Source organism: Herbaspirillum sp. C9C3 (assembly GCF_013359625.1).
GTDB lineage: Bacteria > Pseudomonadota > Gammaproteobacteria > Burkholderiales > Burkholderiaceae_D > Herbaspirillum.
Genome location: NZ_JABFMQ010000026.1, coordinates 1 through 26884, shown reverse-complemented (window position 1 = coordinate 26884; position 26884 = coordinate 1). Strand labels below are relative to the sequence as shown.

The window sequence follows — 26884 nt, the reverse complement described above, 5'->3', positions numbered from 1 at the left end:
TCCATACTAAAACGGTCAGGTTTCAGCAATATGACAGAGGCCCGGCGCGGCGGCGCCCAGGGCCAGGCTCTGCCATGGCGAGGATCAGGGGGAATTTGGCTTGCGGGAGGCTGGCTTCTTGTTTTGCCGGGATTGTACAACAGCGGTGCCAACCGGCGCGCTCGTATTTTCCGCACGCTGGGGCGCTTTCCGGGCCGGTGGCTTGCTGGCTGCCGCCTTGGCCCCCTTGGCTGGCTTGGAAGCACCCACAGGCTTGGCTTTCAGGCCGGTCTTGGGCTTTGGGGCAACTGTCTTATTTTCGCGACGTTTGGGCGTCTTCGCGGGCTTGGGCGGCTTGGCGGGCTTCAACAGCGGCGCCTGCTCGGGCAGTCCGCCGGCCAGGGCATTGCCGACGGCGTGGTTGAATTGCTCCTGCAACACATTCCACCAGGCATTGGGATTGGCGATGGCAGACTGGAAATCCGGCGGCGCGGTATCGGCCTCGCCGGCAGCAGCCGGCGGGGGCTCGGCGTGTGCTACAGTCGTTTGCTCTTCAGCAACATCGGGGGCGGATGCTTCTTCCGTTGCTTGCTCCGGTTCGGCAGCCGCGCCCGGCCACATCGGGAAGCCGAAGGGGAAGCCCGGTGCCGGGCTGGCCGCGTCATCGGCAGCGGCCTCGGCCTGCGGCGTACCACGCGAGGCCATGATCTCGCTCATGGCCTGCAGGGTGGAGAGGGTCGCGCTCTGCACCTCCAGGGTCTGGATGGTGGCCTTCAACATGTTCAGGTTCAGCTCCAGCCAGGAGGCCACGGTCTTGAGGTCGCCGATCTTCTTGTTGATGTCCTCCACCGACAGCGAGGGCGTGGCCATGGCGGGGGCGCCCATGCTGCTCCACATCTTCTTCATGAAATCGATGGTGTCGGCTACCGAGCCTGCGCCCGGCATCTGGTCCTGGTTCAGCATTGATCGCTCCTGTTGTTGTGGTGTCGCTCTCAGCGTGGCGGACGCTGCATCCGGCAACTGCTCGGCAGAGCGGTCTGCTCGGCCGGGATGTAGCGCTCGGTACGGAATCCGAAGCCGCTGCCCTCGTTGTCGAAGCGGATGCCGCCGCTGTCGGCGCGCTGCATCTGCATCAGGTAAAGCGGCTGGATCAGTTGGTGATCCTCGGCCCGCATGGTCGCCTCGTGGAAGGCGTTCTGATAATGCGCGCCTTCCAGGGCATATGCAACCGCCTTGGGGTCGGTGCTCCTGGCCTTTTCGATGGCCTTGACCAGCATGTCGATCATCACCTGCATGCGCAGGTAAAGGTAATCATCCTTGGGCTGCGGGTAGCGCTTGCGGAATTGCTGGTAGTAGGCATCGCTGGGTGAACCGGGATTGCCACCCGCGTTGGGATGCCACTCGGCTACCGCGCGCACCACGCCCACACCCGCATCACCAATGGCCGCAGGTGCGCCCAGGCTGTTGGCATAGAAGGTGTAGAACTTGGCCTTGAAGCCGGCATCGCGTGCGGCCTTCACCAAGAGCGTCAGATCGTTGCCCCAGTTGCCGGTGATGACGGCATCGGCCCCGGCGCTGCGCATCTTGGCGATGTAGGGCGAGAAATCCTTGATCTTGCCGATGGGATGCAGCTCGTCGCCGACAATGGCGATGTCGGGTCGCTTGGCCGCGAGCTGCTCGCGCGCGGCCTTGGCGACCTGGCGGCCGAAGCTGTAGTCCTGGCCGATCAGGTAGACCTTCTTGGTGGAGGGATCGGCCTTGATGGCTTCAGTCAGGGCCTGCATGCGCATGTCGGCGCTGGCATCGAAACGGAAATGCCAGAAGCTGCATTTCTCATTGGTCAGCGCCGGATCGACGGCGGAGTAATTGAGGAACAGGACACGATGATCCGGCTCGCGCTGGTTGTGCTTGTTGACCGCATCGATGAGCGCGGCCGCCACCGCCGAGCTGTTGCCCTCGATCAGAAAGGGGATACGTTCGTCGGTGAGCTGGCGGAACTGTATCAGCGAGTCTTCCACACCCAGTTTGTTGTCGAAGGTGGAGAGTTGCAGCAAATGCTTGCCATCGGGCAGGCTCACGCCGCCGCGCGCATTGACGCGCTCGATGGCGTAGTTGATGTTGCGCACCACCGCCTCGCCGGCATTGGCGAAGGGACCGGAGAGCCCGTCGATCATGCCGATGCGCACCGGTGGCAAGGGTGCAGCGAAGGTGGAGGCGGTGACCAGCGCCATCAGGGCGGCGACCGGGAACACACGCAGAAGCAAGCGGGAGGACAGGGACAGGTTCATCGGTGAGCAAAGGACAGCAAAAAAAACGCATTGTACGTGGTTTGAAATGCCCCTCTCCGGCCAGTTGCCCCCACGACGCCCTGCAACTGATCCGATACACTGGCGGTCATGAGCGAAGTTTCCCGTCCCGCCCGGCGCTGGCCGCGCCTGCTGATCCTGATCGCATCGAGCCTGGCACTGCATGTCGCGCTGGTGGACTGGGGGCGGCGTCACATCATCGTACCGGGCCAGACTCAGGCACCGACCATGACGGTGGAACTGCGCCCGGTCCCACCGCCCGCGCAGCCGGTGGCACTGCCGGCGGCCAAGCCAACACGGCCGAGCTCGGCCAGACCCGCGAACGCTGTCAGGCGCCCGGCTCCCCGCCGCGTACCGGAACCCTCCATCGACCCGCCCGACGAACCCATCCGCGAGACCGTCGAACGCATCCCCATGCCCGCACCACAAGACCCGCCAGCGGCCTCCCTCCCCACTTCCGCCAGTGGAGCAGGCCAGGCAGGTCGAGGGGAGGGAGAGGGAAGCGCAAGCGCCGACCACGGCAACAACGGCAGCGGCGAAGCCCCTGATGCCGCCCCCGGCAAGGTCTACCAGACCAGCGCCCCGCCCAGCGCACTGCTGGAGTACGACGTCACCGGCACCAAGGACCAGCAGCCGGCTTACGGTCGCGGCAGCATCGCCTGGCACAACGAGGGCGACCACTACAAGGTGGAAGGCAAGGCCAAGGCGCTGTTCTTCACACTGCTCAATTTCACCAGCGTAGGCGCACTCGATGCCTGGGGCGTCTCGCCGGAGCTCTACACCGAACAGAAGGGCTTCAAATCGGCCACCAACACCCATTTCAACCGCGAGCGCAACGTGGTCAGCTTTTCCGCGTCCACCACGAGTTATCCGCGCCGTGGCGGCGAGCAGGATCGTGCCAGCCTGATCTGGCAGCTGGCCGCCATCGGCCGGGGTGATGCCGGGCAGATGCAGGCTGGTGCGGTGATCGACCTGTTCGTGGCCGGCGTGCGCGACGGCGAAATCTGGCGCGTGCAGGTATTGGGCCAGGAACGCCTCACCCTGCCTGTGGGCGCGCTACAGACCTGGCACCTGGTGCGCATGCCCAAGCCCGGTTCCTATGATGACCGCGTCGATATCTGGCTGGCGCCGCAGCACGAATGGTATCCGGTGCGGGTGCGCTATACCGACCTGCGGCCCAACGGTGACTATACCCAGTTGGACTTGTCTGGCCTCAAACCCGCGGGTCAGTGAGACCAGATCCTGCAAGCCCTGTCAAAATCGGAAACAATTGCGCACAATTACGCGCCCGGACGGCAGAACCGTGCCCCAGCATTCTGGTCGTATTCCTTCATATGGCTCGGCCTTGCCTCATCGCCAAGCCCCACAGAGACCAACACGAAGAGCTCGCCATGAAAAAACTTTCACATCGCCTCCAAACCACCCTGGTTGCACTGCCGCTGGCCGCGCTGCTGGCCAGCGGCCCCGTCCTGGCCGCCGACGGTCCGCATCCGGTGGAAAAACGTCCCTACAACCTGCCGCCCTCGGCCGAGCTGCATTACACCATCAGCGCCAAGCAGAGCGGGCTCGACCTCAAGGGCGAGGGGCTGGTGAAGTGGACGCAGAGCAAGACTGCCTACAGCGTCAACACCGAAACCCGCGCCATGCTGCTGGGCAAGATCCTGGAAACCAGCAGTGAGGGCAGTATCGACGCCTACGGCCTGGCGCCGGCGCGCTTCGTGGAGAAGCGTCTGCGCCGCGAACCGACCACCACCACCTTCAACCGTGAGCAGAACAAGATCACTTTCACCGAGTCTGCGGAAAGCTTCCCGCTGCAAGGCGGCGAGCAGGACCGCACTGGTATCACCTGGCAGTTCGTGGCCATCGCGCGGGCCAATGCCGCCAGGATGAAGCCGGGCTCGGAATGGAATTTCTTCGTGGCTGGTCCGCGCGATGCCGAGCAATGGACCTTCAAGGTGATCGGCCGCGAGAAGATCAAGACCGCCCAGGGCGAGACCGAAGCCCTGCACCTGTTCCGCAATCCTCCGCCGAATGACCAGGCCCAGAAGCTCGACATCTGGCTGGCGCCCAAGATGGAGTGGTATCCGGTACGCCTGAAGTTCACCGATCCCAATGGGGACTATATCGAGCAGGTGCTGGATTCGGTCAGGAAAACCAACTAAGCTAGCCGCTGTTGAACGCGCGGGGCCTGGGCTGGCAGCGATGCCGCCAGGCCCCGCGTTGATTCTTGTCAGTCAATTCCCCCTTACGTGTTGAGCCCGCCCATGTCCGCTGCCCCCGCCATCGCCCCGACCCTGAACACTCAGAGCGCCCTGGTGCTCTTCTCCGGCGGCCAGGATTCCACCACCTGCCTGGCCTGGGCGCTGTCGCGCTATCAGCGGGTGGAAACCATTGGCTTCGACTACGGCCAGCGCCATGCCATCGAACTGGAAGTACGCCCGGCCCTGCTGGAGAAGATGAAAGGTTTCTCGCCTCAATGGCAGACGCGCCTGGGGGAGGATCACATGATCGACCTGTCGCTCATCGGCAAGATCTCTGACACGGCATTGACGCGCGATGTCGAAATCGCCATGCAGGACAATGGCCTGCCCAATACCTTCGTCCCCGGACGCAACCTGCTGTTCATGACCGTGGCCGCCACGCTGGCCTATCGCCGGGGCCTGAACGTACTGGTCGGCGGCATGTGCGAGACCGATTTCTCCGGCTATCCCGATTGCCGCGACGACACCATGAAAGCACTGCAGGTGGCGCTGAATCTGGGCATGGCCACGCAATTGAAGGTGGAAACACCGCTGATGTGGATCGACAAGGCCCAGACCTGGGCCCTGGCCGAATCGCTGGGCGGTGTGCCGCTGGTGGATCTGATCCGGGCCGATACCCACACCTGCTACCTGGGCGAACGCGGCCAGCTGCATGACTGGGGCCATGGCTGCGGCAAGTGCCCGGCGTGCGAACTGCGGGCGCGCGGCTATCAACAGTACGCGGCCAGCCAAAGCCCGGGCTGATCGGGCACAATAGGCTCACCACTCCAGGAACGAGCCCCATGCCCCGCACCCGCACCACCACCCTGCTCGCCCGCGGCGCCGCCGCGCTGCTGCTATTGCTGGCCGGCGCCGAGATCGGCCGGCGCATTGCCGACCTGCCCGGCCTGCCAACCCTGATCGATCTGCAGTTCGACCTGACCCCGCACAGCCAGAGCTACAAGGTGTTCGAGGCCAATCCGATTGCGCGCTCCAGCCATCCGCAAGCGCTACCCACGGCGCTGCGCACGCTCGATCTGGAGCTGCCCTGGAAGGACGGCAAGCGACTGCCGTTGATCGACTTCATCAAGGGCACGGCCACCCAGGCCTTCGTGGTGATCCAGGATGGCAGTGTGATTTACGAGCACTACCTCGATGGCTATGATGCCAAATCGCGCTTTGCCTCGTTCTCGGTGGCCAAGTCCTTCGTCTCGGCGCTGACCGGCGTGGCCCTGAAGCAGGGCAGGATCAAGTCCCTGAACGAACCGATCGGTCGCTATCTCAAGCCCGACGAGATTGCGCCGGCCTACGCCAACATCACCATCGCTCAGTTGCTGGACATGCGCTCGGGCATCGATGTCGAAGAGAACTACGGTGGCTCGCTCGCTTCGCCGGTGGTGCGCATGTACGTCAGTACCGACCTGCAACGATTCATCGCCCGCCGCGACGGCCTGCGCTTTGCGCCCGGCTCACGCTTCGAATACCGCAGCATTGATACGCTGGTGCTCTCGCGCGTACTGGCGCGCGCTACCGGCATGCGGCTGTCCGACTTCGCCCGGCAGGCGCTGTGGGAACCGCTGGGCATGGAACAGGATGCCAGCTGGAGCGTCGACAGCGCCCGCCATGGCGTGGAGAAGGCCTTTTGCTGTCTCAATACCACGGCGCGCGACTTCGCCCGTCTTGGCTTGCTGTACCTGGATGGCGGACGCATCGGTGAACAACAGATCGTCAGCCCCGCCTGGGCTGCCGAACCGCGCCAGCCGGTCAACAACGGCAATGCCCTGGACTACCGCGATGGATGGTGGATCCCGCCGGGCAACGCCGATGATCGCGACTTCTCGGCCATAGGCGTCTTCGGCCAGTACATCTACGTCAACCCGGCCACGCGCACGGTGATCGTCAAACTCAGCGACTACGGCACCGAGCAGGATGAAGTGCTGACCCTGCTGGCCATGCGCAGCATCAGCCATGCGGTGTCCGGCAAGGATTGATCCTGCCGGCACAATATTGATGCCCATGAAAAAACCGCCTGTCTTGCAACAGGCGGTTTTCATTTGGAGCGACGATCAGCGGAAAAATTTTAAATGATATAAATCGTTTGTATTTTTTATCCGAACATCGGAAATCAAAAACCGGAAATCAGACATCAGAACAGCTCGTTCTTCATCTGCGTCTTGGCCTTTTCTTCTTCCGGCGTCATGCCACCGCGATCGCCCATGCCCAGATCACGCACCATGGCGCTGGGCGGGAACTCCGCATAGTAGTACTCGCCGCCCGATTCGATCACGCCATCCGGCACCTTGCGGTCCACATTGGGCACGTCCTTGAGGGCCTTGGACATGTAGCTGATCCATACCGGCAGAGCCAGGCCGCCACCGGTTTCGCGGTCGCCCAGGCTCTTGGGCTGGTCGTAGCCGATCCAGGCAATGGCGGTCAGGCCGGGTTGATAGCCGGCGAACCAGGCATCCATGGAATCGTTGGTGGTACCGGTCTTGCCGGCCAGATCGGTGCGCTTCAACGACAGTGCCTTGACCGCCGTGCCATGACGGACCACGTCGCGCAACATGCTGTCCATGATGAAGGCATTGCGGGCATCGATGACGCGGTTGGATTCATCGTCGGCAGTGGCCGGCTTGGCCTGGGAGAGCACCTCGCCGTTGTTGTCGGTGACCTTGGTGATCAGGTAGGGATTGATCTTGTAGCCGCCGTTGGCAAACACCGAGTACGCGCCCACCATCTGCAAGGGCGTGACGTTGCCCGCCCCCAGCGCCAGGGTCAGGTAGGGCGGATTCTTGTCGGCATCGAAACCAAAGCGGGTGATGTATTCCTGCGCATACTTCACGCCCACCCGCTCGAGGATGCGGATGGAGACCAGGTTGATCGACTTCTGCAAGGCGCGGCGCATGGAGATCGGACCTTCGAACTTGCCACCGTAGTTCTTCGGTTGCCATACCTGGCCGCCGGTCTGGGTGAAGGTCAGCGGCGCATCATTGATGATGGTGGCCGGCGACAAGCCCTTTTCCAGCGAGGAGGAATAGATGAATGGCTTGAAGGACGAACCCGGCTGGCGCCAGGCCTGCGTGACGTGGTTGAACTTGTTGCGGTTGAAGTCGAAGCCGCCCACCAGCGAACGGATCGCACCATCATGCGAATTCACCGAGACGAAGGCCGATTCCACTTCCGGCATCTGGGTGATGATCCAGTTGCTGCCATCCTGGAACACCCGGATGATGGCGCCACGACGAATCTTCTTCTGCGGCGGTGCCTTGTCCGACAGCAGGTTGGCGCCAAAGCCCAGACCGGCGCCGGAGATGCTGATCTCCTCGCCGGTGGCCAGCATGGCGGTGATTTCCTTGGGCTTGGCTTCCAGCACCACGGCCGAGACCATGTCGTCACTGTCGGGGTGATCGGCAAGTTCCACGGCCACCGCATCTTCCACGACCTCCTTGGTGGCCTTCTCGGGCAGGTCCATGTAGCCTTCCGGACCCCGATAGCCATGGCGGCGCTCGTAGTCGATGATGCCACGGCGCAGGGCGATGTAGGCGGCGTCCTGGTCGGCCTTGGTGATGGTGGTGAAGACGTTCAGGCCGCGCGTGTAGGTCTCGTCCTTGTACTGCGCGTAGACCAGCTGGCGCGCCATTTCGGCCACGTATTCGGCGTGCATGCCGAAGGCCGAGCTATCGCCCTTGACGTGCAACTCCTCATCCTTGGCTTGCTGGTATTGCGCATCGGTGATGTAACCCAGCTGGCGCATGCGCAAGAGGATGTACTGCTGGCGCGCATGTGCGCGCTTGGGATTGACCACCGGATTGTAGGCCGAGGGCGCCTTGGGCAGGCCGGCCAGCATGGCCGCCTCGGCGATGGTGAGATCCTTGAGCTGCTTGCCGAAATAGATCTGGGCGGCCGAGGCGAAGCCGTAGGCGCGCTGGCCCAGATAGATCTGGTTCATGTAGACCTCGAGGATCTGGTCCTTGGTGAGGTTGTTCTCGATCTTCCAGGCCAGCGGGATCTCGTAGAAGAACTTGCGCACCGCCTTCTGCAGGAAGGTCGGCTCGTTGCTGGTCAGGAAGAAGTTGCGTGCCACCTGCTGGGTAATGGTGGAAGCACCGCCACCGCCGCCGGAGAGGTTGGAGAAGGTGGCGCGCACAATGCCCTGGTAGTCGACACCACCGTGCTCGTAGAAACGGTCATCCTCGATGGCCAGCACGGCCTTCTTCATGATGTCCGGAATGTCCTTGAAGTGGACCAGGTTGCGGCGTTCCTCGCCGAATTCGCCGATCAGCACGCCATCGGCGGAGAAGATGCGCAGCGGGATCTTGGGACGATAGTCGGTCAGCGTATCGAGGTCGGGCAGCTTGGGATAGGTCAGGGCGACGACGAAGGTCGCGCCCAGGATCACCATCACCACCAGACCCAGCACGGTACCGAACAAACCCAGGATGATGCGCAGCGACCAGTGCAGGCGCTTGCGGGGCGCCTTTTCTGCGGGGGCATCCGCCGATGCCGGTTTGCGTTGATCGCCGCCGTTGGAAGAGGAAGACATTCGAATTAAGCGTTAAAGCAGGCCGAAGCTGCGGGCCGGAGCCGGGTGAAAGAAACAAGCCCGCATTATAGCGGCTCGCCCTGACGGGCCGCGTGGCGAGGTGTTGCAAATAGACCAAAGGACAACGGGCCGGTTCCGGGCAGGATGCGGGGAAGTGCGGCATTGGGGGCAAATTGCTGAAAATTGGCGGGCATTCCTCAAGTTTTCGCTATTCCCACCCTGCCGAACAGGCCGGAGAATCCGAAGCTTCCCTTTGCATGAGAATGGCATATGGCAGGCTTCTCCCTCTTCTTTGGTCGCAGCAACCCACGCCTGTGCGCTGGCCTCGACATCGCGCCCGACCGTGTGCGACTGGCGCTGCTGCGCCGCATCGGCCAGCGCGCGCAACTGCTCAAGCTCACCCAGCTGCTGACCGGCGGGGTGATCTGCCAGGACGGGCAGATCACCGATTTCGAGGCGCTGACGCTGATCTGTCGCTCCCTGCTGGACGAACCGGGTTGCGAGGGCGCTGCCGTCGCGCTGGCGGTACCGGCGCGCTGCCTCACCGGCCAGCGCCTGGTGCTGCCGGCCGACGCCCATCCACTGCAACGGCAGCAGCAGGTCCACGCCGAGATGGCCGCCTACGGCATCAGTGCCGAGGACCATGCACTGGATTACCGCGAGCTCGGCCCGCAGCCGGGCTCGCCGCTGGACCGGCAGGTACTGGCGGTGGCCGCTTCGCGCCTGGCCATCGAGGACCGCCTGTCGCTGGCCGCGGCCATCGCCCGCCCGCTGGCCACGCTGGCGCCGGAAGACCTGTGTCTGGCGGCCTGGCTGCGTGAGGACAGACGTACCGACCAGACCGCCATACTGCGACTGGATCGCGGCGCGCGCTGGCTGCTGCATGGTGATGGGCCCAGCCATGCCCTGCCCGAGGTCAGCGCGCGTGGCGCTCACCTGGCGCTGCTGGCCTGCGCTGCGCCCCTGCTGAAGCCCTTGCCACGCCGGCTGCTGTTGAGCGGCGACCATCCCGCCCTGGGGCCGATCGCCCGCGCCTTCGCCAAATACGGCGGGCTCGATGCCCAGATAGCCGCCCCGCCTTCCGCGTTGATGCTGGCTCCGCAGATCGCCGCGCAGATGCCGCCCGATTATCAGCTTGCCCTGGCCCTGGCGTGGGAGGGACTGGCATGAGATGCGGAATGGATTTTTCGCGCTCCCCGGCGCAGCGGCGGCGCGCGCGCGAGCGCGGCTTTTATCGGATGCTCGCCTGCGCCCTGCTGCTGGGCGCTGCGCTGGCAGCCCTGCCCGGCTGGCGCGTTCGCCTGCACACGGCGTCGCTGCAAGAGGCCAATGCGCTGCTGACCGGACAGTTGCACACCCTGACTCCCCAGGCCCGGCAAAGCGCCGCGTTGCGCAACCAGATTGCGGCGCTGGAAAAGCAGGTCACCGCGCACCAGCAGTTGACCCGACGTCGTCAGCAGGCTCCCCACCTGATGCGAATCGCGGCGCAGGCGGCCCAGTCCACCCCCGGGCAAATCCGGCTGCACCGGCTTTTGTTGCAAGGGGAGCGCGGCGAGTTGCGCGGGCAGGCCGCCAGCGCCCAGGCGGTACGCGACTTTGTCGTCGCCCTCGACGCCGCCGGACTGGCCGGCACCGCCCTGCATGACCTGCAGGCTGAGGACGGTGCCTATGCCTTCACCCTGGCCATCCCCTTGCAGCCCTCCCCGCCGCCCGCGCAAGGAGCTGTCCGGTGAGCCAGGTCCGCTGGCGCACGCATCCGGCGCACTGGCCCCGGTTGGCGCGCCTGGCCCTGTGCTTGCTGGTGGCGCTGTCATGCGCCGGCAGTGGACTGCTGCTGGCCGTGAGCGATCTGGAAGACAGCCGCCAGGCAGCGCGCCAGCGCCAGCAGGATTTGCGTGCGCAGTATCAGGCGGCACTGACGCAGCGGGCGCAACAGCCAGCACTGCGATCACGTGAAAGCGCGCTGCTCATGCAGCTGACCGCACAACAGGCGCAATTATGGTCGGCCGACCAGTTGCAGCCGGATCTGCTGCACACCAAGCTGGCCCGTCGCGCCAGTGAATGCGGACTGACACTGGAATCCTTCAAACCGCTCAGCGGCAAGCTGGCCGCCGCCATCGCGCTGCGCGGCAGCCACGCCGGCCTGCTGCGTTTCGTCGAACTGGTCAGCAGCCTCCCCCTCCCGGTGCTGTTCGAGCGGCTCGACATCAACGTGAGCGAACAGGGCGACCAGGCAATACTGCAGCTACATGCCACCGTGAGCGCCCCCGGGGCTGCTCTCGTTTCCGGAGGTGACACGAAGGAGTCCGCACCATGAGCCTGCCCTGGCTGGTCTTGCTGCCGCTGTCGCTGGCGGGGATCGTGGGGGGCGTGTTGCTGACCATCGACCCTCCCGATGAAGTGCAGGCCACGCGGGCCTGGATCGCGCAGCTGCAGGCGCGGCCCGCGTCCCCCCTGCCCCTTCCGGCTGCTGCCGGACTGTCCGGACCGGCGACGGATGAAGCACAGCCTGCCGAGCATGCGGACTTGCCCGATCCCTTTGCGCTGAGGGAAGCCCCACCGGCCAGCCCGCACCGGCAGACCTTCTCCCATGTTGACGCCCGCGACGATGAAGATGAGGAGCAACACAGCGGGCACCAGGCCGCGGCCGGCACCGCCACTCCACCCGTCCCGACGCCGGCACCCGAGCTGCGACTGCTGGGCACGCTGCGGCGCGACCAGCAATGGATCGCCATCGTCGAACTGCAGGGGAGCACCCGGCAGTTGCAAACCGGCGACGAGCTGCCCGGCAGCCTGGGCCGGGTGCTGGCGGTGCGTGAAGAGGAAGTCGATATGGGCCGGGAAGACGGTGCCCGCCAGACCATGACCATGGCCAGCCTGCCGACGGCCAGTGCGCCAACGATGGCGGCGACGCGCCTGGCCCCGACCCGCGCGCCGATGCGCAGCGTCCGGCGCCGCCTGATCCGACCCGGAGTATCCCCATGAAGATGATCCTGCTCCTGCTCGCCCTGCTGGTGAGCCAGCTTGCGAGCGCAGAGAACCGACTGCTGTCCCTGCACCTGCATCCGGGTGCCGACGGCACGATGCTGGAACTGCGGCTGCAGGCACCGATGGACCCGGCACAAATCGGGACCTTCCATCTGATCAATCCACCGCAACTGGTGCTGGACCTGCCACGGACCAGCGCCGTCGACACGCTTGCCCGCACTGTGGCCGGCAGCGGTCTGGTCAGGCGCATCCAGCTCGCCGCCGATGATGAGCGGCTGCGCCTTCAGGTTTCGCTCAAGCAGGTCGTCACCTATCAACTGCGCGCCGATGGGGATCGTCTGATGGTGGAACTGGCGCAGCGTCCTGCGGCGGACCCGGTCGCGCTGCAATCGATTGAGCTGCGCCGTGGCCCACTGGGCGAGGCGCGCATGACAGTGGAACTGGGCGGCAACGAACACACCGTGCAGGTACGCCAGCTGGGCTCACGCCTGATCGTCGACATCGCCGGAGCCAAGGTACCGCTGGCCTTGCGGCGGCAGGTGGAGACCGGCCAGTTGGGTACGCCGGTCCAGCAATACCGGGTACTTGGCCATCAGGACGGCGCCCGCCTGGTGCTGGAGATGCAGGGCGCGTGGCGCTACCAGGCTTACCAGACCCGGCGGCAGCTGATGATCGATGTCCTGCCGGTCAGTCCGGGCGCTGGCGGCAGGAGCGCGGAGACGGGCTTGCAGGAGGGCAAGACCTATGGCGGGCAGCGGCTCTCGTTGAACTTCCAGAACATTGACGTGCGCACCGCCCTGCAAGTGCTGGCCGAGCAGGGCGGTGTGAACATCATGGCCAGTGACACGGTCACGGGACAGTTGAGCCTGCGCCTCAAGGATCTGCCCTGGGACCAGGTGCTGGATCTGATCCTGCAGGCCAGAGGGCTGGAAATGCGACGCCACGGCGAGGTCCTCTGGGTTGCGCCACGCGACGAGATGCTCGCGCGCGAACGCCTGGAGCTGGAGCAGAAGGCCAGCATCGCCGACCTCGAACCACTGCACGCCGAAAGCTTCCAGCTCAATTACCAGCGCGCCGATACCTTGCGCAAGGCGCTGGGCATCGGCGAAGACGGCAGCACCCAGGCCAATCGCCGCAACGCCCTGCTCTCGCGACGGGGCAGCGCCATGATCGACGGCCATACCAACCAGTTGCTGGTCACCGATACCCTGGCCGTGCTGGCCAACGTACGCAAGCTGATCGAGCGCATCGACGTGGCCTCCCGCCAGGTCCTGATCGAAGCCCGCATCGTGGAAGCCGATGACAGTTTCTCGCGCAACCTGGGCGTCAAGCTCGGGCTGGCCGCTACCACTCGTGGGGCCGCCGTGGGCAATGGCTACGCCGCCATCGGCGAGCGCAGCGGCCAGACACCCGCCACACCTGATCTGTACCTGCGCGAACCGGCCCTGAACTTGCCGGCCGATGGACTCAGCGGTGCCGCCCCCGGCAGCTTCGCCTTCACCCTCTTCAATGCCGCCGCGCAGCGCTTTCTCAACATCGAATTGTCGGCGCTGGAGGCCGAAGGCCGCGGCAAGATCGTCTCCAGCCCGCGCCTGGTCACCGCCGACCAGCAGGCCGCGCTGATCGAACAGGGCGAAGAAATTCCCTACCAGCAAGCCGCCGGTAACGGCAGCACCGCCACCGCCTTCAAGAAAGCCAACCTGAAGCTGGAGGTCACCCCCCAGATTACGCCGGATGGCAACGTCATCCTCGATGTGGACGTCAACAAGGACAGCCGGGGCAGCGTCACGCCCGGCGGACTGGCCATCAACACCAAGCACATCAAGACCAAGGTCCAGGTGGAGGATGGCGGCACGGTCGTCATCGGCGGCATCTATACCCAGACCGACAATGACCATGAGACGCGGGTGCCGCTGCTGGGCGACATCCCGGTGCTGGGGGCGCTGTTTCGCAGCCAGAGCAAGGTGCGGGACAAGACTGAACTGCTGATCTTCCTGACCCCACGCATCGTCGCCGCGCCGCGCCCGTATTGAGCCGCAAGGCCCTGACCACGGGATTTTTCCCCGGTGGCGGGGCAAAGAACGGTAAAATCGCTGTTCCAGGCCCGTGGCGCCGGGCGCGAGCCCGCCAGCAGCGGGCAACACAGCCGTCCACCGGGCGGCAGGCGACCGTGCCGGCAGACGTGCGGCGCCATGACATTGGCCAGTAGCGCAAAGCGCAGAATTCTTAGATATGACGGGAAGCATCTTCCTTGTCGGCCTGATGGGAGCCGGCAAGACCACCATAGGCCGGGCCCTGGCCAAAAAGCTGAACAAGCGTTTCGTCGATTCGGACCACGAGATCGAAGCGCGGACCGGCGCCACCATCCCGGTGATCTTCGAGATCGAGGGCGAGGAGAACTTCCGTCGCCGCGAAGCCGAGGTCATCCGCGAGCTCGCAGCCCAGCCCGACATCGTGCTGGCCACGGGCGGCGGTGCGATCCTGCGTGCCGAGAATCGCGAGAATCTCAAGAAAGGCGGCACCGTCGTCTACCTGCGTGCCAGCATCAACCAGATCCTGCAACGCACCGGGCGCGACAAGAACCGTCCGCTGCTGCAAACCGCCGACCCGCGCCGCAAGCTCGAAGAGCTTTCGCGCCAGCGCGATCCGCTGTATCGCGAAGTGGCCGACTTCGTGGTCGAGACCAACCGGCCCAATGTGCAGTTCCTGGTACAGACCATCATCAGCCACCTGGAACTCTCGCCCAAGGAAGGTGCCTGGCAAGCGGTACCGGCACCTGAGGAAACCATCGTCCTGGAAACCGCCAGCGCAGTCCTGACCCAGGCTGCCGATGGCACCACCACGCTCTCGCGCAGTCATTCCACCCAGATCCTTCATGGCGCTGTCAGCGCCGAACCCAGCCTTCGCAGCATGAACCAGCACATCGCCTCCGCCGCCACCACGATCGCCTCCCTGACCCTCAACGTCGACCTGGGCGAGCGCAGCTATCCCATCCACATCGGCCGCGGGCTGCTGGACGACCCCACCCTGCTGCCGCAATACGTCAAGGGCAAGCGCGTGGCCATCGTTACCAATGACAAGGTCGGCCCGCTCTACCTGGACAAGGTAGCGCAGGCCCTGCGCGCAGCCGGCAAGCAGGTCACCGAGATCGTGCTGCCCGATGGCGAAGAGGAGAAGAACTGGGCCAGCCTGATGAAGATCTTTGATCGTCTGCTGGCCGACAAGTGTGATCGCAAGACCACTCTGGTCGCACTGGGTGGCGGCGTGATCGGCGACCTCACCGGCTTTGCCGCGGCCTCCTACATGCGCGGCGTGCCCTTCGTGCAAGTGCCCACGACCTTGCTCTCGCAGGTGGATTCGTCGGTCGGCGGCAAGACCGGCATCAATCATCCGCTGGGCAAGAACATGATCGGGGCCTTCTACCAGCCGCAGGCCGTCATCGCCGATACCGCCACCCTGCACACCCTGCCTCCGCGCGAGCTGGCGGCCGGCATTGCCGAAGTCATCAAGCACGGCGCCATCATCGATGCGCCCTTCTTCGACTGGATCGAAACCAATATGGCGCGCCTGGTCTCCAAGGATGACGCCGCCCTGGCCTATGCCATCCAGCGCTCCTGCGAGATCAAGGCCGAGGTGGTGCGCCAGGACGAGCGCGAAGGTGGCCTGCGCGCCATCCTCAACTTCGGCCACACCTTCGGCCACGCCATCGAGAATGGCCTTGGTTATGGTCAATGGCTGCATGGTGAAGCGGTGGGCTGTGGCATGGTGATGGCGGCGGACCTGTCGCAGCGCCTGGGCTACATCGATGCCGCCACGTGCGAACGCATCCGAGCCGTGACCGCCGCCGCCGGCCTGCCCACCGTGGCTCCCGACCTGGGCACGGAACGCTGGCTGGACCTCATGGAAGTGGACAAGAAGAATGAAGGTGGCGCGATCAAGTTCATCCTGATCAAGCCGCTGGGCAGTCCTCTGATTACCAACGCGCCGCAGGAGTTGCTCTTGCAAACCCTGGCGGCCTGCACCGGAGCATGAACATGCACACTGAAGCGCCTGACCATCTCGCCCCCTATGCCGCCCACTCGGCAAGTTCGCGAGGTCGGCGCTACAGTGAAACCCCGCCCGGATCGCGCAGCGAGTTCCAGCGCGACCGTGACCGCATCGTCCACTCCACCGCCTTCCGCCGTCTCGAATACAAGACGCAGGTCTTCGTCAATCATGAGGGCGACCTGTTCCGTACGCGCCTGACCCACAGCATCGAAGTCGCACAGATCGCCCGTTCGTGCGCGCGCAACCTGCAACTGAACGAAGACCTGGTGGAAGCCATCTCGCTGGCACACGACCTGGGCCACACTCCCTTCGGTCATGCCGGGCAGGACGAGCTGAACCACTGCATGAAGCATCACGGCGGCTTCGAGCACAACCTGCAGAGCCTGCGCGTGGTCGATGAACTGGAGCAGCACTACGCTGCCTTCGATGGCCTGAACCTCACCTTCGAGACGCGCGAGGGCATCCTCAAGCACTGCTCCCTGCACAATGCCCGGCAGCTGGGCGAGATCGGCGTGCGTTTCCTGGAAAAGAAACAGCCTTCGCTGGAAGCGCAACTGGCCAACCTGGCCGACGAGATCGCCTACAACAATCACGACATCGACGATGGCCTGCGTTCCGGACTGCTGACCATGGAACTGATGAGCGAAGTCGATTTCTTCGCGCGCCATCTGCGCGAGGTCGAACAGACCTACCCCGGCATCACTGGCCGTCGCGTCATTCATGAGACGGTGCGTCGCATGATCAATGCACTCATCATCGATCTGAACCAGACCTCGCGCAGCCGCATCGCCGAGATCGCACCCCGCGACATCGAAGATGTACGCAATGCACCGCAGTTGATCGCCTTCTCCGATGCCATGGCTGCCGAAGCCGCCATCCTGAAGAAATTCCTGCGCGAGAAGCTCTACCGCCATTACCAGGTCAACCGCATGACCGCCAAGGCACGCCGCATCATCGCCGAGATGTTCGACACCTTCATCGGCCAGCCCAACCTGCTGCCGCCGGATTATCAGGTCAAGGGCATCGTCGATGAAACCCAACGGCTGGACAAGCAGGCGCGCAAGGTGGCCGACTACATCGCGGGCATGACGGATCGCTATGCCATCCGCGAACATCGACGCCTGTTCGTGATGGAGTGAGGCGTGAGCGAGTGGGTGCAAAGCCCACGTTGAACGCAGTGTCTCGAGACGTTGCGTTTTCATTCAGCTCATCCGTGCGCGCTCATTGTCTTGCTGCCAGCACGATTTCATTACCTCACTGCAATTGAAATCCCGCTGCCAGCAACGTGCGCACATTTCGTTACATTTTTTCTTGATTGCCTGTGCCCATCGCAGGCCGCCCGACGGCACGCACGGTATCGCCGCAAATCCTTTTCCAGCAAGGCTCTTCGAAAGATTGCGCGAATGCAATGCAGACTTGTCAACGAACTGCCCCAGAAACTGAAGGATGTAAATTTCTGTCAACATCAAGTCCGCTTTGAACGGGCCGTTATGCAGCAATGGAGTGGATGCGCATGGTGCGCAGTTTCGCTTCCGTGGATCCGTCTCCCCCTTGATGCCCGGATCCCCTTTCTTTTTCAGGAGACCGTCATGGCAATCGGCAACACCACCGGCTTGGACACCAAGTCCCTGCTGCCCACCACCTCCGCTTCCCCCTCGTCGAGCTCTGCAGGGGGGTCTGGCAACGACCAACTGTCCGCGACCTCGGACGACAGCGCCAGCAGCGACAAGATCGCCCAGGCCAAGCAAGCCAACCTGCTCACCGTGAGTGGTGCCAAGGCCCAGTTCAACCTGTCCATCGTGCAATCATCGCTGGAGGTGTCGCTACAGACTCAGAGCGATCCGCTGTCATTGGTCTACAAGACGGCCATCGAGAACATCAACGACATCCTGCGCCCGCAGCTGGGCGACAACGCAATCCAGACGGCGGCAACGCAAGACAATTCGCCCGAGGCTACGGCCGGGCGTATCGTTTCCTTCATCACCAACATGTTCGACCTCTTCAAGCAGAACAACCCGGACAAGGAAGACGCCAGCAACATCGATGACTACATGAATCTCATCTTCAAGGGCGTCGACCAGGGCTTCAAGGAAGCCCGCGGCATTCTCGATAGTCTCAACGTGCTGCAGGGTGACATCGCCGGCAACATCGACAAGACCTACGACCTGGTTCAAAAGGCGCTGGGCGACTTCATCAACAAGGTCAAGGGCGGCAAGCAGGAGGGTGAGGATGGCACCGGCAGCGATGGCAATGCGGATGGCCAGAGCGGCACGCTGGTGGCCAGCGAGACGACGGTAAGCATTTCCGTCTCGGTGAGCCAGACGCGGATCAGTACCAGCGCGTGATGCGATCCGGCGCCAAGCTGGACATCACCCTGCTGACGGTCGCCAACGGGCGGCCGTTTTTTTATCGGTCTTTGGAAAGGCCATCGAGCCATTCGACTGTCTCGTCAAAGCCGCTGTTCTGCGCATGGACGTTGACGGCCCTGAACAACAGACAGTGAAAGACCAGGGAGAGAATCTGGGCCGCGAAGAAGAACAACCATTTTCCGGGGCCACCGGAAAATTGGAATTCCGGCTCGAAGATGAGAAAGAGCTCAATCGCGCTGGCCACGGCCTGGATCACGCACAGTATCTTCATCACCACGGCGCCGATCCGGCTGGGATGGAGGTAATGAATCCACGGTATGGCGGCGATCACAAGGAGCAGCAGAACATCGAAACCGATCGGCGGACCGAACCGCCTCATGATCAGGCGCAAGATGGTATTGAAAGTACCGAAGGCGATGAAGGCAAGCAAGGCCTTCAGCAGACGGGGATGATCGAGTTGATACACGGACCTTGATTCCAAATCACGCTCCTTGACATATTGAAGCGCATGGTCTGGATGAGAGGATGCAACGCTGTGTCATCTCATCGACAGACTGCGCATAGGCGGGCAGCCATAGTAATGAAAGAGGAGATGAGCCCTCGCAGAAGCGATGCTTTACCTTCCAAAACTAAAAATAGTTGGAGAAGATGAACACGCTGAAGTGCACATGGTGAACAGCCGCAAAAAAAATGGCTGCTCCCGTCAGGAGCAGCCATCTTCCCTACCTAGCAGCACGGTACGGCAGGTATGGGCATGAACATCCACAAACGCGGAGGCCGATCACACGCCCATCAATCGATCACATCACCCACGCAACTTGGCAAACGCCGCCGCCATCGCATTGTTGGCCGGTGCCTGCTCACGCCCGCGCTGGTTCTGGTGTTGCGACAGACGGCGCGAATCGGTGCGATCACCGCGCTGTTCGTTGCGCGCGCCCGGGGCAGGCGCGGTGTCGTTCAGGCGCATGGTCAGGGCGATGCGCTTGCGCTTCTCATCCACTTCCAGCACCTTGACCTTGACCACCTGGCCCGCCTTGACCACGGTGTGCGGGTCCTTCACGTAGCTGTTGGACAGCGCCGAGATGTGGACCAGGCCATCCTGATGCACGCCGATGTCGACGAAGGCACCGAAGGCCGCCACGTTGGTGACCACGCCTTCCAGGATCATGTCCACGCGCAGGTCCTTGATCTCTTCCACGCCTTCCTTGAAGGTCGCGGTGGTGAATTCAGGACGCGGGTCGCGGCCCGGCTTGTCGAGTTCCTTCAGGATGTCGGTGACGGTGGGCACACCGAACTTCTCATCGGCATACTTGGCCGGCGACAGGCCCTTCAACAGCGAGGTCTGGCCCAACACGCTCTTCACATCCTTCTTGATGTCGGCCAGGATCTTTTCCACCAGCGGATAGGATTCCGGGTGCACTGCCGAGGCATCCAGCGGGTTCTCGCCATTCATCACGCGCAGGAAGCCGGCGGCTTGCTCGAAGGTCTTGTCGCCCAGGCGCGGCACCTCGCGCAGCGCGGCGCGGGAATTGAACATCCCCTTCATGTCCCGGTAAGACACGATGCTCTGCGCCACGCTGGCGTTGAGCCCGGAGACGCGCGCCAGCAGCGGTGCGGAAGCGGTGTTCACGTCGACGCCCACCGCGTTGACGCAGTCCTCAACCACGGCATCCAGCGAGCGCGCCAATTGCGACTGGCTCACGTCGTGCTGGTACTGGCCCACGCCGATGGACTTGGGATCGATCTTGACCAGCTCGGCCAGCGGATCCTGCAGGCGGCGCGCAATCGAGACCGCGCCACGCAGCGACACGTCCAGGTCAGGCAATTCCTTGGAGGCGAATTCGGAGGCCGAATACACCGATGCGCCCGCTTCGGATACCACGATCTTGGTGAGCTTGAGCTCCGGGCGGAGTTTGATGAGGTCCTGGGCCAGCTTGTCGGTTTCACGCGAGGCGGTGCCGTTGCCGATCGAGATCAGCGAGACATTGTGCTTCTCGGCCAGTTGCGACAGGGTATGCAGCGAACCGTTCCAGTCATTGCGCGGCTGGTGCGGATAGATGGTGTCGGTGGCCACGACCTTGCCGGTGGCGTCCACGATGGCGACCTTCACGCCGGTACGCAGGCCGGGGTCCAGACCCATGGTCGAACGCGGGCCGGCCGGTGCAGCCAGCAGCAGATCCTTCAGGTTGCGGGCGAAGACGTTGATGGCTTCGGCCTCGGCCTTCTCGCGCAGATTGGTCATCAGCTCGGTTTCGAGGTGCATGAAGACTTTCACGCGCCAGGCCCAGCGCACCGTGTCGGAGAGCCACTTGTCGGCCGGACGGCCCTTGTTGGACACACCGAAACGTGAAGCAATGCGACCTTCGCAGGGATTGTGCGGCGCATCCCACTTCGGCTTCTCTTCTTCGGTATCCAGGCGCAGGATGACGTTCAACATCTCTTCGCGGCGGCCACGGAACAGCGCCAGCGCACGGTGCGAGGGGATGGTGGAATAGGTCTCGGAGTAATCGAAATAGTCGGCGAATTTTTCACCGGCATCCTGCTTGCCTTCAATCACCTTGGATTCGACCACGCCATGCTCGGTGATGTATTCGCGCAGGCTTTGCAGCAGCTCGGCATCTTCCGAGAAGCGCTCCATGAGGATCTGGCGCGCGCCATCCAGGGCAGCCTTGGTATCAGGCACGCCGGGGTTGTCGCCGTTGTCGGTGGTGAAGGCGGGCTTGATGAACTTGGCCGCTTCTTCTTCCGGATTCAGGGTCGGGTCATTCAGGAGCGCATCGGCCAGGTCGGTCAGGCCGGCTTCGGCGGCGATCTGGGCCTTGGTGCGGCGCTTGGGCTTGTAGGGCAGATAGAGGTCTTCCAGGCGGGTCTTGTCTTCCGCGTGGGTGATGGCGTCCAGCAGCACGGGCGTCATCTTGCCCTGCTCTTCGATGGAGGCGATGATCGCGGCGCGGCGGCTTTCCAGCTCGCGCAGATAACGCAGACGTTCTTCCAGCAGACGCAGTTGGACATCGTCCAGTCCGCCGGTGACTTCCTTGCGATAGCGGGCGATGAAGGGAACGGTGGCACCTTCGTCCAGCAAGGCGATGGCGGCAGCGACCTGAACCGGCTTGGCGGCGAGTTCAAGGGCGAGTCGTTGTTCGATAGAAGGCAGCATGGTGAAACCCAGTCAACAGTTGAGCAATTAAGCAGTTAAGCGTTTATGCAGTAAGGAAAAACAAGCGTTGGATGATACGCAATTCGGCCAGCCAAGCCAATCTTGACATTGCCCGATGGCACTCCGAAGCGAGGCCGCATGGGCTTCATGGGGTCATACCCGGCCACGCGCGGATTGGACGCGCGGCCGCAAAGCCGGGATAATCGACGCTTTCGCACTGCGCGTCCTCGTCTTTTTGCACCATGTCCATCCGCCTCATCGTCGGTCTCGGCAACCCCGGCCCGGAATACGAACAAACCCGCCACAATGCCGGCTTCTGGCTGGTCGACAACCTCGCCGGCCCGGTGCGCCTGGCGCGCGAGCAGCGCTTCAACGCGCTGGCGGGCAAGACCAGCATCGCCGGCAACGAAGTCTGGCTGCTGGAACCACAGACCTACATGAACCGATCGGGCCAGTCGGTGGGCGCACTGGCGCGTTTCTACAAGATCAATCCGGACGAAGTGCTGGTGGTGCATGATGAACTGGACCTGCCACCGGGCGTGGCCAAGATCAAGAAAGGCGGTTCCTCGGGCGGGCACAATGGCTTGAAGGACATCACCGCCGCCCTCGGCACCCAGGACTACTGGCGGCTGCGCCTGGGCATCGGTCACCCGCGTACGCTGGGGCTGCAACAACCGGTGGCCGACTTCGTGCTGCATCGGCCGCGCAAGGAAGAACAGGCGCTGATCAACGAGGCGCTGGACAAGAGCCTGAACGTCATCCCCCTGCTGGTGCAGGGCAAGTTCGAACAGGCCATGATGGAACTGCATACCGGGAAGTAAGCCCCTGCAGAGCAAAGCACGGATGAACGAAGGGCGCCCGCCATGCGAGCGCCCTTTGCTTTATCTGCTTACTTCAGCGAGGACAGCTTCTGTTCCAGTCCCTTGGCATCGACCGCACCCGGGATGCGCGAGCCATCGGTGAAGAAGATGGTCGGTGTACCGGTGACCTTGAGCTTCTTGCCCAGCGCCAGCACTTCTTCATGCGGTGCATTGCAGGAGGCCGGGGCCGCCGGAACTTCCTTGCCGTTGAGCATCCATTCGTTCCATGCCTTGCTCGGATTGGGCGCGCACCAGATGTTGCGCGACTTCACGATGGAGTCCGGCGAGAGGATGTTGTACTGGAAGGTGTAGTAGGTGATGTTGTCCACTTCCTGCAGGGTCTTGTGCAGGCGCTTGCAGTAGATGCAGTTGGGATCTTCGAAGATGGCGATGACGCGCTTGCCATTGCCCTTGACGGTCTTGATGGCCTTGTCCAGCGGCAGCGCCGAGAACGGCACCTGGTTCAGCGAATCGATCTTTTCCTTGGTGTAGTCGCGATAGGTCTGCGAATCGACCACGCGGCCGATGAAGAGGTACTGGGCCTTGGCATCGGTATAGATGACGTCGCCGTCGACCTGGATTTCATACAGGCCGGCGTAGGGGGTCTTGGTGACGGACTCGACCTTGGCATCCTTGCCCAGGCGCGGTTCAATCAGTTTCTTGATGGTGGCCTCGGTGCTGTCGGCGGCCCCGGTTTGCGCATGGGCGGTCACGCCCACGAGGGTGGATGCCAGCAGACATGCTGCCATGCTCAGATGGCGCAAGGAGCTCGCACCTGCGGTCAAAAAATTTTTCATACTCATCCTGATTCAAATCAAACGCGCTTCCAATCTTCTGAACATCGGCCGCAAAGCCGCGCCGGAACTGGGGTTGCACATGTCTATCAACAAAGTCGGGGGAAGCTGTCTTGCTGGCAAAGACGCGCATCGATGCTGTCGTGCTTCACCAGAGGCCCTACCTTACCTGAAATCGCCCTCTCTTACTGCCCCAGCGCGTGGGCAATCAGGCGGCGTTTCAGGAGGGGCAGATGGTTGACCAGGCTCATGCCGATGTTGCGCACCAGGCGCACCGGCTCGGCCTCGGTGGAGAAGAGGCGATGCAGGCCGTCGGTAGCGATCTGCATGAGCAGCACTTCTTCCTTGCGGGCGCGGGCATAGCGTCGCAATACGCGCTCGTGGCCACAGTCGTACTGCGGCTCGCGCTTGAGCAGGATATCGATCAGTGCGGCCACATCGCCGAAGCCCAGGTTCATGCCATGGCCGGCCATGGGGTGCACCACATGGGCGGCGTCGCCGATCAAGGCGACGCGCGGGGCGATCATCGCGTGCGGCTTGATCAGGCGCAGCGGGAAGGCCTTGGCCACTTCCGGCTGTAGCGGGGCAAGCGCCCCCAGCACCGGTGCGGCCCACTGGGCCAGGCGTTCGGCCAGGGCCGACAGCGGCAGCTGCAACAGCTGGTCAGCCAGCGCCTGCGGTGCGGACCAGACCAGCGAGACGCGTTGGCCGGGAAGTGGCAACAGTGCGATCACGCCGTCGGTAGGGCTGAACCATTGATAGGCCACGCCGCGATGGGGCAGTTCGCAGGAGAAGTTGGTGACGATGGCGTTCTGTCCGTAGGCGCGGTAATCGAGTCCGATATCGCACTGGCCGCGCACCCAGGAGTTGGCGCCATCGGCGCCGACCACCAGCGCGGCCGACAGGGGCTGACCAGACTCCAGCGTCAGGGTGGCGGACTGCTCGGACACGGTCAGCGCGGTGGCGCGGCCTTGCACCAAGCGCACATTGGGAGCGAAGCGCAGGGCCGCGTCCAGCGCCTGGTCCAGATTGCGATCCTCGACGATCCAGGCCAGGGCATCGGTGCGGGCCGCGTAGGCATCGAAGGAGAGCAGGCCGGGACTGGCCTTTTCGGGCAGGCCGTCGCCTTGCACGGTCATGTTGTCCACGGGCGCGATGCGTGCGCCATCCATGGCATCCCAGACGCGCAGGGAAGACAGCAGGCGGTGCGCGGTATGGTTGAGCGCGTAGACACGCACGTCCCAGCTGGCTGGATCGGGGGCAGCGGACTTGGCCGGAGGGGCGAGCAGGGTCACCTTGAAGCCCGCCTGGGCCAGCCCCAGCGCCGCCGTCTTGCCGACCGCGCCGTCGCCGACGATGCAGATGTCAGTGCCAGCCGCGGCCGGCGAAGAGGAATGGGTGTGTGCTTGGGTAGTCATGCTGGCGATTATAAACGGGGTGGCGAAAACTATTTTTCAAAAAGGACTTGCATAATTTCTTAAAGTGTCTATACTTGTCCGTCTTGGCCTGGTAGCTCAGTTGGTAGAGCAGAGGATTGAAAATCCTTGTGTCGGTGGTTCGATTCCGCCCCGGGCCACCAAGATTAAACAAGACGCCAACCCTCGGGTTGGCGTTTTTGTTTGTACTCGCATATCTCAACTTCGGTCGATTCCCGGTAGACAGCAGGCTCCTCCTCTCCCCCCCCCCCCGATCCCAACTGGCATTCATCAGCAATTGGGGAAACGCTTAGTCCTTCGTGAAAACCTGAATTCGCTCTACCTGCTCGACTTTGAGCGTCTTTCATATGGGCACGCAGGGATTGTTTTTGTACCGCGCTCTCTTTGCTTGGAAGGACGGTATCTATCCGCAATTGATTGTAGCGGCCACGATATCGTTCACCCATCTTTCTGTTGGCCATCTAGCAATATACGCTCAGAGTCTTAGCCCTTTGGTTCTGCCACCGCCGCTTAATGATGACTCTAGAAGCAGCTCTACTGCATGGGATTAGTAGGGACAAAGGAAATTCTCTTCAGGCAACAATGTTATGTAACTGTCGAATAAATGTGAAAAAATCACACTGCTTTGGGAATTCATATAGTTTAATAGCCACTAAAGTATAGTATCCGTGAATTTTTCACGAATCGTAATGTAAGAGGCTTGTATGTTTATTGAATTCTCGGTAGAAAACTACCTTTCTTTTAAAGATCGCGTAACGCTCTCATTGCTGGCGAGTAAACTGAAGTCCCGCAATCGTGCGCTTGATAGTGCCTCTACCTTTACGGCTAGCGGTACCTCCCTTACTTTATTGAAATGTGCCGCCATTTATGGAGCGAATGCTAGCGGGAAAAGTAACTTGTTCTCTGCAATGCGCTTCATGCGTAAGTTTGTCTTAGAGTCTTCTAAAGAATCTCGCGCCAAAGATGCTATCCCTGTCACTCCTTTCTTGTTATCAACCGGCTCTCGAGACGAGCCGTCGTTCTTTGAGATCGCGTTTGTCGCCAACGGGGAAATGTATGTTTATTCGTTTTCCCTCGACAGCGAAAAGATCTACTCAGAAAAGCTGACACAAATCTGTGGCAACAAGGAAGTTGAGTTGTTTGTGCGTGAAGAACAGGAAATAAAGTTAGACCCATCCTTCACCGAAGGTAGCTCACTCATAGAAAAAACCCGTAGCAACGCGCTGTTTTTATCGGTATGCGAGAATTTTGCGGGGGATGTATCAAGCAAGGTTATTGATTGGTTTCGACGGCTCCGGCATGTGTCTGGGCTCCGCGACGATACAATGAGAAACTATACGGTCCAATGCTTGGATGAAAAAAACGACGATAAGAAATACGTCGACGCCTTATTGCAAAGCTTCGACCTCGGAATTGAAAAGGCTTGCGCCGGCGCACATAAGGATTTAGAGATTCCGGCGGCTGACGGCTTTCCTTTACCCCTCAAGGAGGCGATGGCGGCTCTTCAAAGATATACGAAGGATAAGAATTTAGGTCAACGACGGATCGAGACTTATCACAATGTTTTCGACCAAGATGGGAACATAGTTAGCCAAATTCCATTTGATTTGGATAGCGACGAGTCCCAAGGGACACGGAAAATTGTGGCACTTTCTGCACCACTCGTAGATACTCTGACCAACGCCTATGTGCTTTTCATCGACGAGTTTGATGCCCGCTTACACCCAATTCTTACCAAAAATATTCTGAAATTATTTAACTCCGAGAGCGGAAACCCTAATAACGCCCAGCTGGTGGTGGCCACGCACGATACGAATCTATTGGATCGCCATTTGCTTCGGAGAGATCAGGTTTGGTTTTGCGAAAAGGACAGTTTTGGAGGAAGTCATTTAACTTCGCTAGTCGAATATAAAGTCCGCAACGACGCGTCTTTCGAGAAGGATTACATCATGGGGAAATATGGTGCAATCCCGATGCTCGGCAATTTAAATAACGTATTTTCCTCCTCTGCTAAACAACTTAAGGAAAAGGCAGATGTCCGGGATTGACCGATTCAAGCGCAAGACTGGGCATATCAATCCTGTCCGAGTAGTGCTAATTGTGTGCGAAGGTGACCTGCTCCCCAATTTAGTACGAGAACGACTTGGAGTCTGCGGTTAAAAAAG

The 26884-nt window shown here is 62.2% G+C and carries 21 protein-coding genes and 1 tRNA gene; 15 read left to right on the top strand and 7 right to left on the bottom strand.

The window, feature by feature from the left end; all coding sequences use genetic code 11:
• Nucleotides 1–84: 84 nt before the first annotated feature.
• Both HNO82_RS18955 and HNO82_RS18950 read right to left on the bottom strand, forming a co-directional pair.
• Nucleotides 85–942 (bottom strand): PhaM family polyhydroxyalkanoate granule multifunctional regulatory protein, encoded by an 858-nt coding sequence (locus HNO82_RS18955; protein WP_175344748.1) that lies wholly within the window; start codon nt 940–942, stop codon nt 85–87.
• A gap of 29 nt (nt 943–971) precedes the next feature.
• Nucleotides 972–2267, bottom strand: coding sequence for a branched-chain amino acid ABC transporter substrate-binding protein (locus HNO82_RS18950; RefSeq protein ID WP_175344747.1), 1296 nt, complete (start codon nt 2265–2267; stop codon nt 972–974).
• 108 nt (nt 2268–2375) lie between these two features.
• Here HNO82_RS18950 and HNO82_RS18945 point away from each other — a divergent pair, with 108 nt between their 5' ends.
• The 4 genes from HNO82_RS18945 to HNO82_RS18930 all read left to right on the top strand — a co-directional run bounded on the left by HNO82_RS18945 (nt 2376) and on the right by HNO82_RS18930 (nt 6516).
• Complete coding sequence (locus HNO82_RS18945) at nt 2376–3518, top strand: DUF3108 domain-containing protein (RefSeq protein WP_175344746.1); 1143 nt, start codon at nt 2376–2378, stop codon at nt 3516–3518.
• A gap of 158 nt (nt 3519–3676) precedes the next feature.
• Nucleotides 3677–4447: a DUF3108 domain-containing protein gene (locus tag HNO82_RS18940; RefSeq protein ID WP_008332658.1), complete on the top strand. Its 771-nt coding sequence runs from the start codon at nt 3677–3679 to the stop codon at nt 4445–4447.
• Nucleotides 4448–4549: 102 nt separating this feature from the next.
• The gene (gene queC / locus HNO82_RS18935) at nt 4550–5290 is read left to right on the top strand and encodes a 7-cyano-7-deazaguanine synthase QueC (RefSeq protein WP_008332659.1); all 741 of its coding nucleotides are present in this window, start codon (nt 4550–4552) and stop codon (nt 5288–5290) included.
• A 38-nt stretch (nt 5291–5328) separates the two neighbouring features.
• A complete protein-coding gene (locus HNO82_RS18930) occupies nt 5329–6516 on the top strand; it encodes a serine hydrolase domain-containing protein (protein WP_175344745.1) in 1188 nt (395 codons plus the stop codon).
• 155 nt (nt 6517–6671) lie between these two features.
• Here the strand turns inward: HNO82_RS18930 and HNO82_RS18925 are convergent, their stop codons facing one another.
• Nucleotides 6672–8987 carry a penicillin-binding protein 1A gene (locus HNO82_RS18925; RefSeq protein ID WP_081486099.1) on the bottom strand — a complete coding sequence of 772 codons (2316 nt, stop codon included), beginning with the start codon at nt 8985–8987 and terminating at the stop codon, nt 6672–6674.
• Between the two features lie 351 nt (nt 8988–9338).
• Here HNO82_RS18925 and pilM point away from each other — a divergent pair, with 351 nt between their 5' ends.
• The 8 genes from pilM (at nt 9339) to HNO82_RS18885 (ending at nt 18448) form a co-directional block, all read left to right on the top strand.
• Nucleotides 9339–10238, top strand: a complete 900-nt coding sequence (gene pilM / locus HNO82_RS18920; protein WP_175344744.1) for a pilus assembly protein PilM — start codon at nt 9339–9341, stop codon at nt 10236–10238.
• An 8-nt stretch (nt 10239–10246) separates the two neighbouring features.
• Nucleotides 10247–10801, top strand: coding sequence for a PilN family protein (locus HNO82_RS18915; protein WP_175344743.1), 555 nt, complete (start codon nt 10247–10249; stop codon nt 10799–10801).
• Complete coding sequence (locus HNO82_RS18910) at nt 10798–11385, top strand: type 4a pilus biogenesis protein PilO (protein WP_175344742.1); 588 nt, start codon at nt 10798–10800, stop codon at nt 11383–11385. Before HNO82_RS18915 ends, HNO82_RS18910 begins: the two co-directional genes overlap by 4 nt.
• Nucleotides 11382–12053 carry a hypothetical protein gene (locus HNO82_RS18905; RefSeq protein ID WP_175344741.1) on the top strand — a complete coding sequence of 224 codons (672 nt, stop codon included), beginning with the start codon at nt 11382–11384 and terminating at the stop codon, nt 12051–12053. Before HNO82_RS18910 ends, HNO82_RS18905 begins: the two co-directional genes overlap by 4 nt.
• Nucleotides 12050–14089 (top strand): type IV pilus secretin PilQ, encoded by a 2040-nt coding sequence (locus tag HNO82_RS18900; RefSeq protein WP_175344740.1) that lies wholly within the window; start codon nt 12050–12052, stop codon nt 14087–14089. Before HNO82_RS18905 ends, HNO82_RS18900 begins: the two co-directional genes overlap by 4 nt.
• Before the next feature lie 199 nt (nt 14090–14288).
• Nucleotides 14289–16088, top strand: a complete 1800-nt coding sequence (gene aroKB, locus HNO82_RS18895; RefSeq protein WP_175344739.1) for a bifunctional shikimate kinase/3-dehydroquinate synthase AroKB — start codon at nt 14289–14291, stop codon at nt 16086–16088.
• Between the two features lie 2 nt (nt 16089–16090).
• Entirely contained in the window at nt 16091–17242 is a 1152-nt protein-coding gene (locus HNO82_RS18890; protein WP_034351432.1) for a deoxyguanosinetriphosphate triphosphohydrolase, read from the top strand.
• Nucleotides 17243–17692: 450 nt separating this feature from the next.
• A complete protein-coding gene (locus tag HNO82_RS18885) occupies nt 17693–18448 on the top strand; it encodes a DUF5610 domain-containing protein (RefSeq protein WP_175344738.1) in 756 nt (251 codons plus the stop codon).
• Nucleotides 18449–18509: 61 nt separating this feature from the next.
• Here the strand turns inward: HNO82_RS18885 and HNO82_RS18880 are convergent, their stop codons facing one another.
• Nucleotides 18510–18938 carry a hypothetical protein gene (locus tag HNO82_RS18880; RefSeq protein ID WP_175344737.1) on the bottom strand — a complete coding sequence of 143 codons (429 nt, stop codon included), beginning with the start codon at nt 18936–18938 and terminating at the stop codon, nt 18510–18512.
• Nucleotides 18939–19277: 339 nt separating this feature from the next.
• Complete coding sequence (locus tag HNO82_RS18875) at nt 19278–21629, bottom strand: Tex family protein (RefSeq protein ID WP_175344736.1); 2352 nt, start codon at nt 21627–21629, stop codon at nt 19278–19280.
• A gap of 242 nt (nt 21630–21871) precedes the next feature.
• Between HNO82_RS18875 and pth the strand changes: the two genes are divergently transcribed.
• A complete protein-coding gene (gene pth / locus HNO82_RS18870) occupies nt 21872–22450 on the top strand; it encodes an aminoacyl-tRNA hydrolase (protein WP_008332680.1) in 579 nt (192 codons plus the stop codon).
• A gap of 68 nt (nt 22451–22518) precedes the next feature.
• Here the strand turns inward: pth and HNO82_RS18865 are convergent, their stop codons facing one another.
• Both HNO82_RS18865 and HNO82_RS18860 read right to left on the bottom strand, forming a co-directional pair.
• A complete protein-coding gene (locus HNO82_RS18865; RefSeq protein WP_008332681.1) occupies nt 22519–23286 on the bottom strand; it encodes a DsbC family protein in 768 nt (255 codons plus the stop codon).
• 182 nt (nt 23287–23468) lie between these two features.
• The gene (locus HNO82_RS18860) at nt 23469–24701 is read right to left on the bottom strand and encodes a UbiH/UbiF family hydroxylase (protein ID WP_175344735.1); all 1233 of its coding nucleotides are present in this window, start codon (nt 24699–24701) and stop codon (nt 23469–23471) included.
• An 85-nt stretch (nt 24702–24786) separates the two neighbouring features.
• Between HNO82_RS18860 and HNO82_RS18855 the strand changes: the two genes are divergently transcribed.
• Nucleotides 24787–24862: transfer RNA gene (locus tag HNO82_RS18855), tRNA-Phe, on the top strand.
• Between the two features lie 561 nt (nt 24863–25423).
• Entirely contained in the window at nt 25424–26767 is a 1344-nt protein-coding gene (locus HNO82_RS18850; RefSeq protein WP_175344734.1) for an AAA family ATPase, read from the top strand.
• Nucleotides 26768–26884 lie beyond the last annotated feature (117 nt).

Bases quoted from the DNA above. Each gene is read 5' to 3' on its own strand.
- HNO82_RS18955 (WP_175344748.1), bottom strand. From the start codon at position 942: ATGCTGAACCAGGACCAGATGCCGGGCGCAGGCTCGGTAGCCGACACC.
- HNO82_RS18950 (WP_175344747.1), bottom strand. From the start codon at position 2,267: ATGAACCTGTCCCTGTCCTCCCGCTTGCTTCTGCGTGTGTTCCCGGTC.
- HNO82_RS18945 (WP_175344746.1), top strand. From the start codon at position 2,376: ATGAGCGAAGTTTCCCGTCCCGCCCGGCGCTGGCCGCGCCTGCTGATC.
- HNO82_RS18940 (WP_008332658.1), top strand. From the start codon at position 3,677: ATGAAAAAACTTTCACATCGCCTCCAAACCACCCTGGTTGCACTGCCG.
- queC (WP_008332659.1), top strand. From the start codon at position 4,550: ATGTCCGCTGCCCCCGCCATCGCCCCGACCCTGAACACTCAGAGCGCC.
- HNO82_RS18930 (WP_175344745.1), top strand. From the start codon at position 5,329: ATGCCCCGCACCCGCACCACCACCCTGCTCGCCCGCGGCGCCGCCGCG.
- pilM (WP_175344744.1), top strand. From the start codon at position 9,339: ATGGCAGGCTTCTCCCTCTTCTTTGGTCGCAGCAACCCACGCCTGTGC.
- HNO82_RS18915 (WP_175344743.1), top strand. From the start codon at position 10,247: ATGGATTTTTCGCGCTCCCCGGCGCAGCGGCGGCGCGCGCGCGAGCGC.
- HNO82_RS18905 (WP_175344741.1), top strand. From the start codon at position 11,382: ATGAGCCTGCCCTGGCTGGTCTTGCTGCCGCTGTCGCTGGCGGGGATC.
- HNO82_RS18900 (WP_175344740.1), top strand. From the start codon at position 12,050: ATGAAGATGATCCTGCTCCTGCTCGCCCTGCTGGTGAGCCAGCTTGCG.
- aroKB (WP_175344739.1), top strand. From the start codon at position 14,289: ATGACGGGAAGCATCTTCCTTGTCGGCCTGATGGGAGCCGGCAAGACC.
- HNO82_RS18890 (WP_034351432.1), top strand. From the start codon at position 16,091: ATGCACACTGAAGCGCCTGACCATCTCGCCCCCTATGCCGCCCACTCG.
- HNO82_RS18885 (WP_175344738.1), top strand. From the start codon at position 17,693: ATGGCAATCGGCAACACCACCGGCTTGGACACCAAGTCCCTGCTGCCC.
- HNO82_RS18875 (WP_175344736.1), bottom strand. From the start codon at position 21,629: ATGCTGCCTTCTATCGAACAACGACTCGCCCTTGAACTCGCCGCCAAG.
- pth (WP_008332680.1), top strand. From the start codon at position 21,872: ATGTCCATCCGCCTCATCGTCGGTCTCGGCAACCCCGGCCCGGAATAC.
- HNO82_RS18865 (WP_008332681.1), bottom strand. From the start codon at position 23,286: ATGAAAAATTTTTTGACCGCAGGTGCGAGCTCCTTGCGCCATCTGAGC.
- HNO82_RS18860 (WP_175344735.1), bottom strand. From the start codon at position 24,701: ATGACTACCCAAGCACACACCCATTCCTCTTCGCCGGCCGCGGCTGGC.
- HNO82_RS18850 (WP_175344734.1), top strand. From the start codon at position 25,424: ATGTTTATTGAATTCTCGGTAGAAAACTACCTTTCTTTTAAAGATCGC.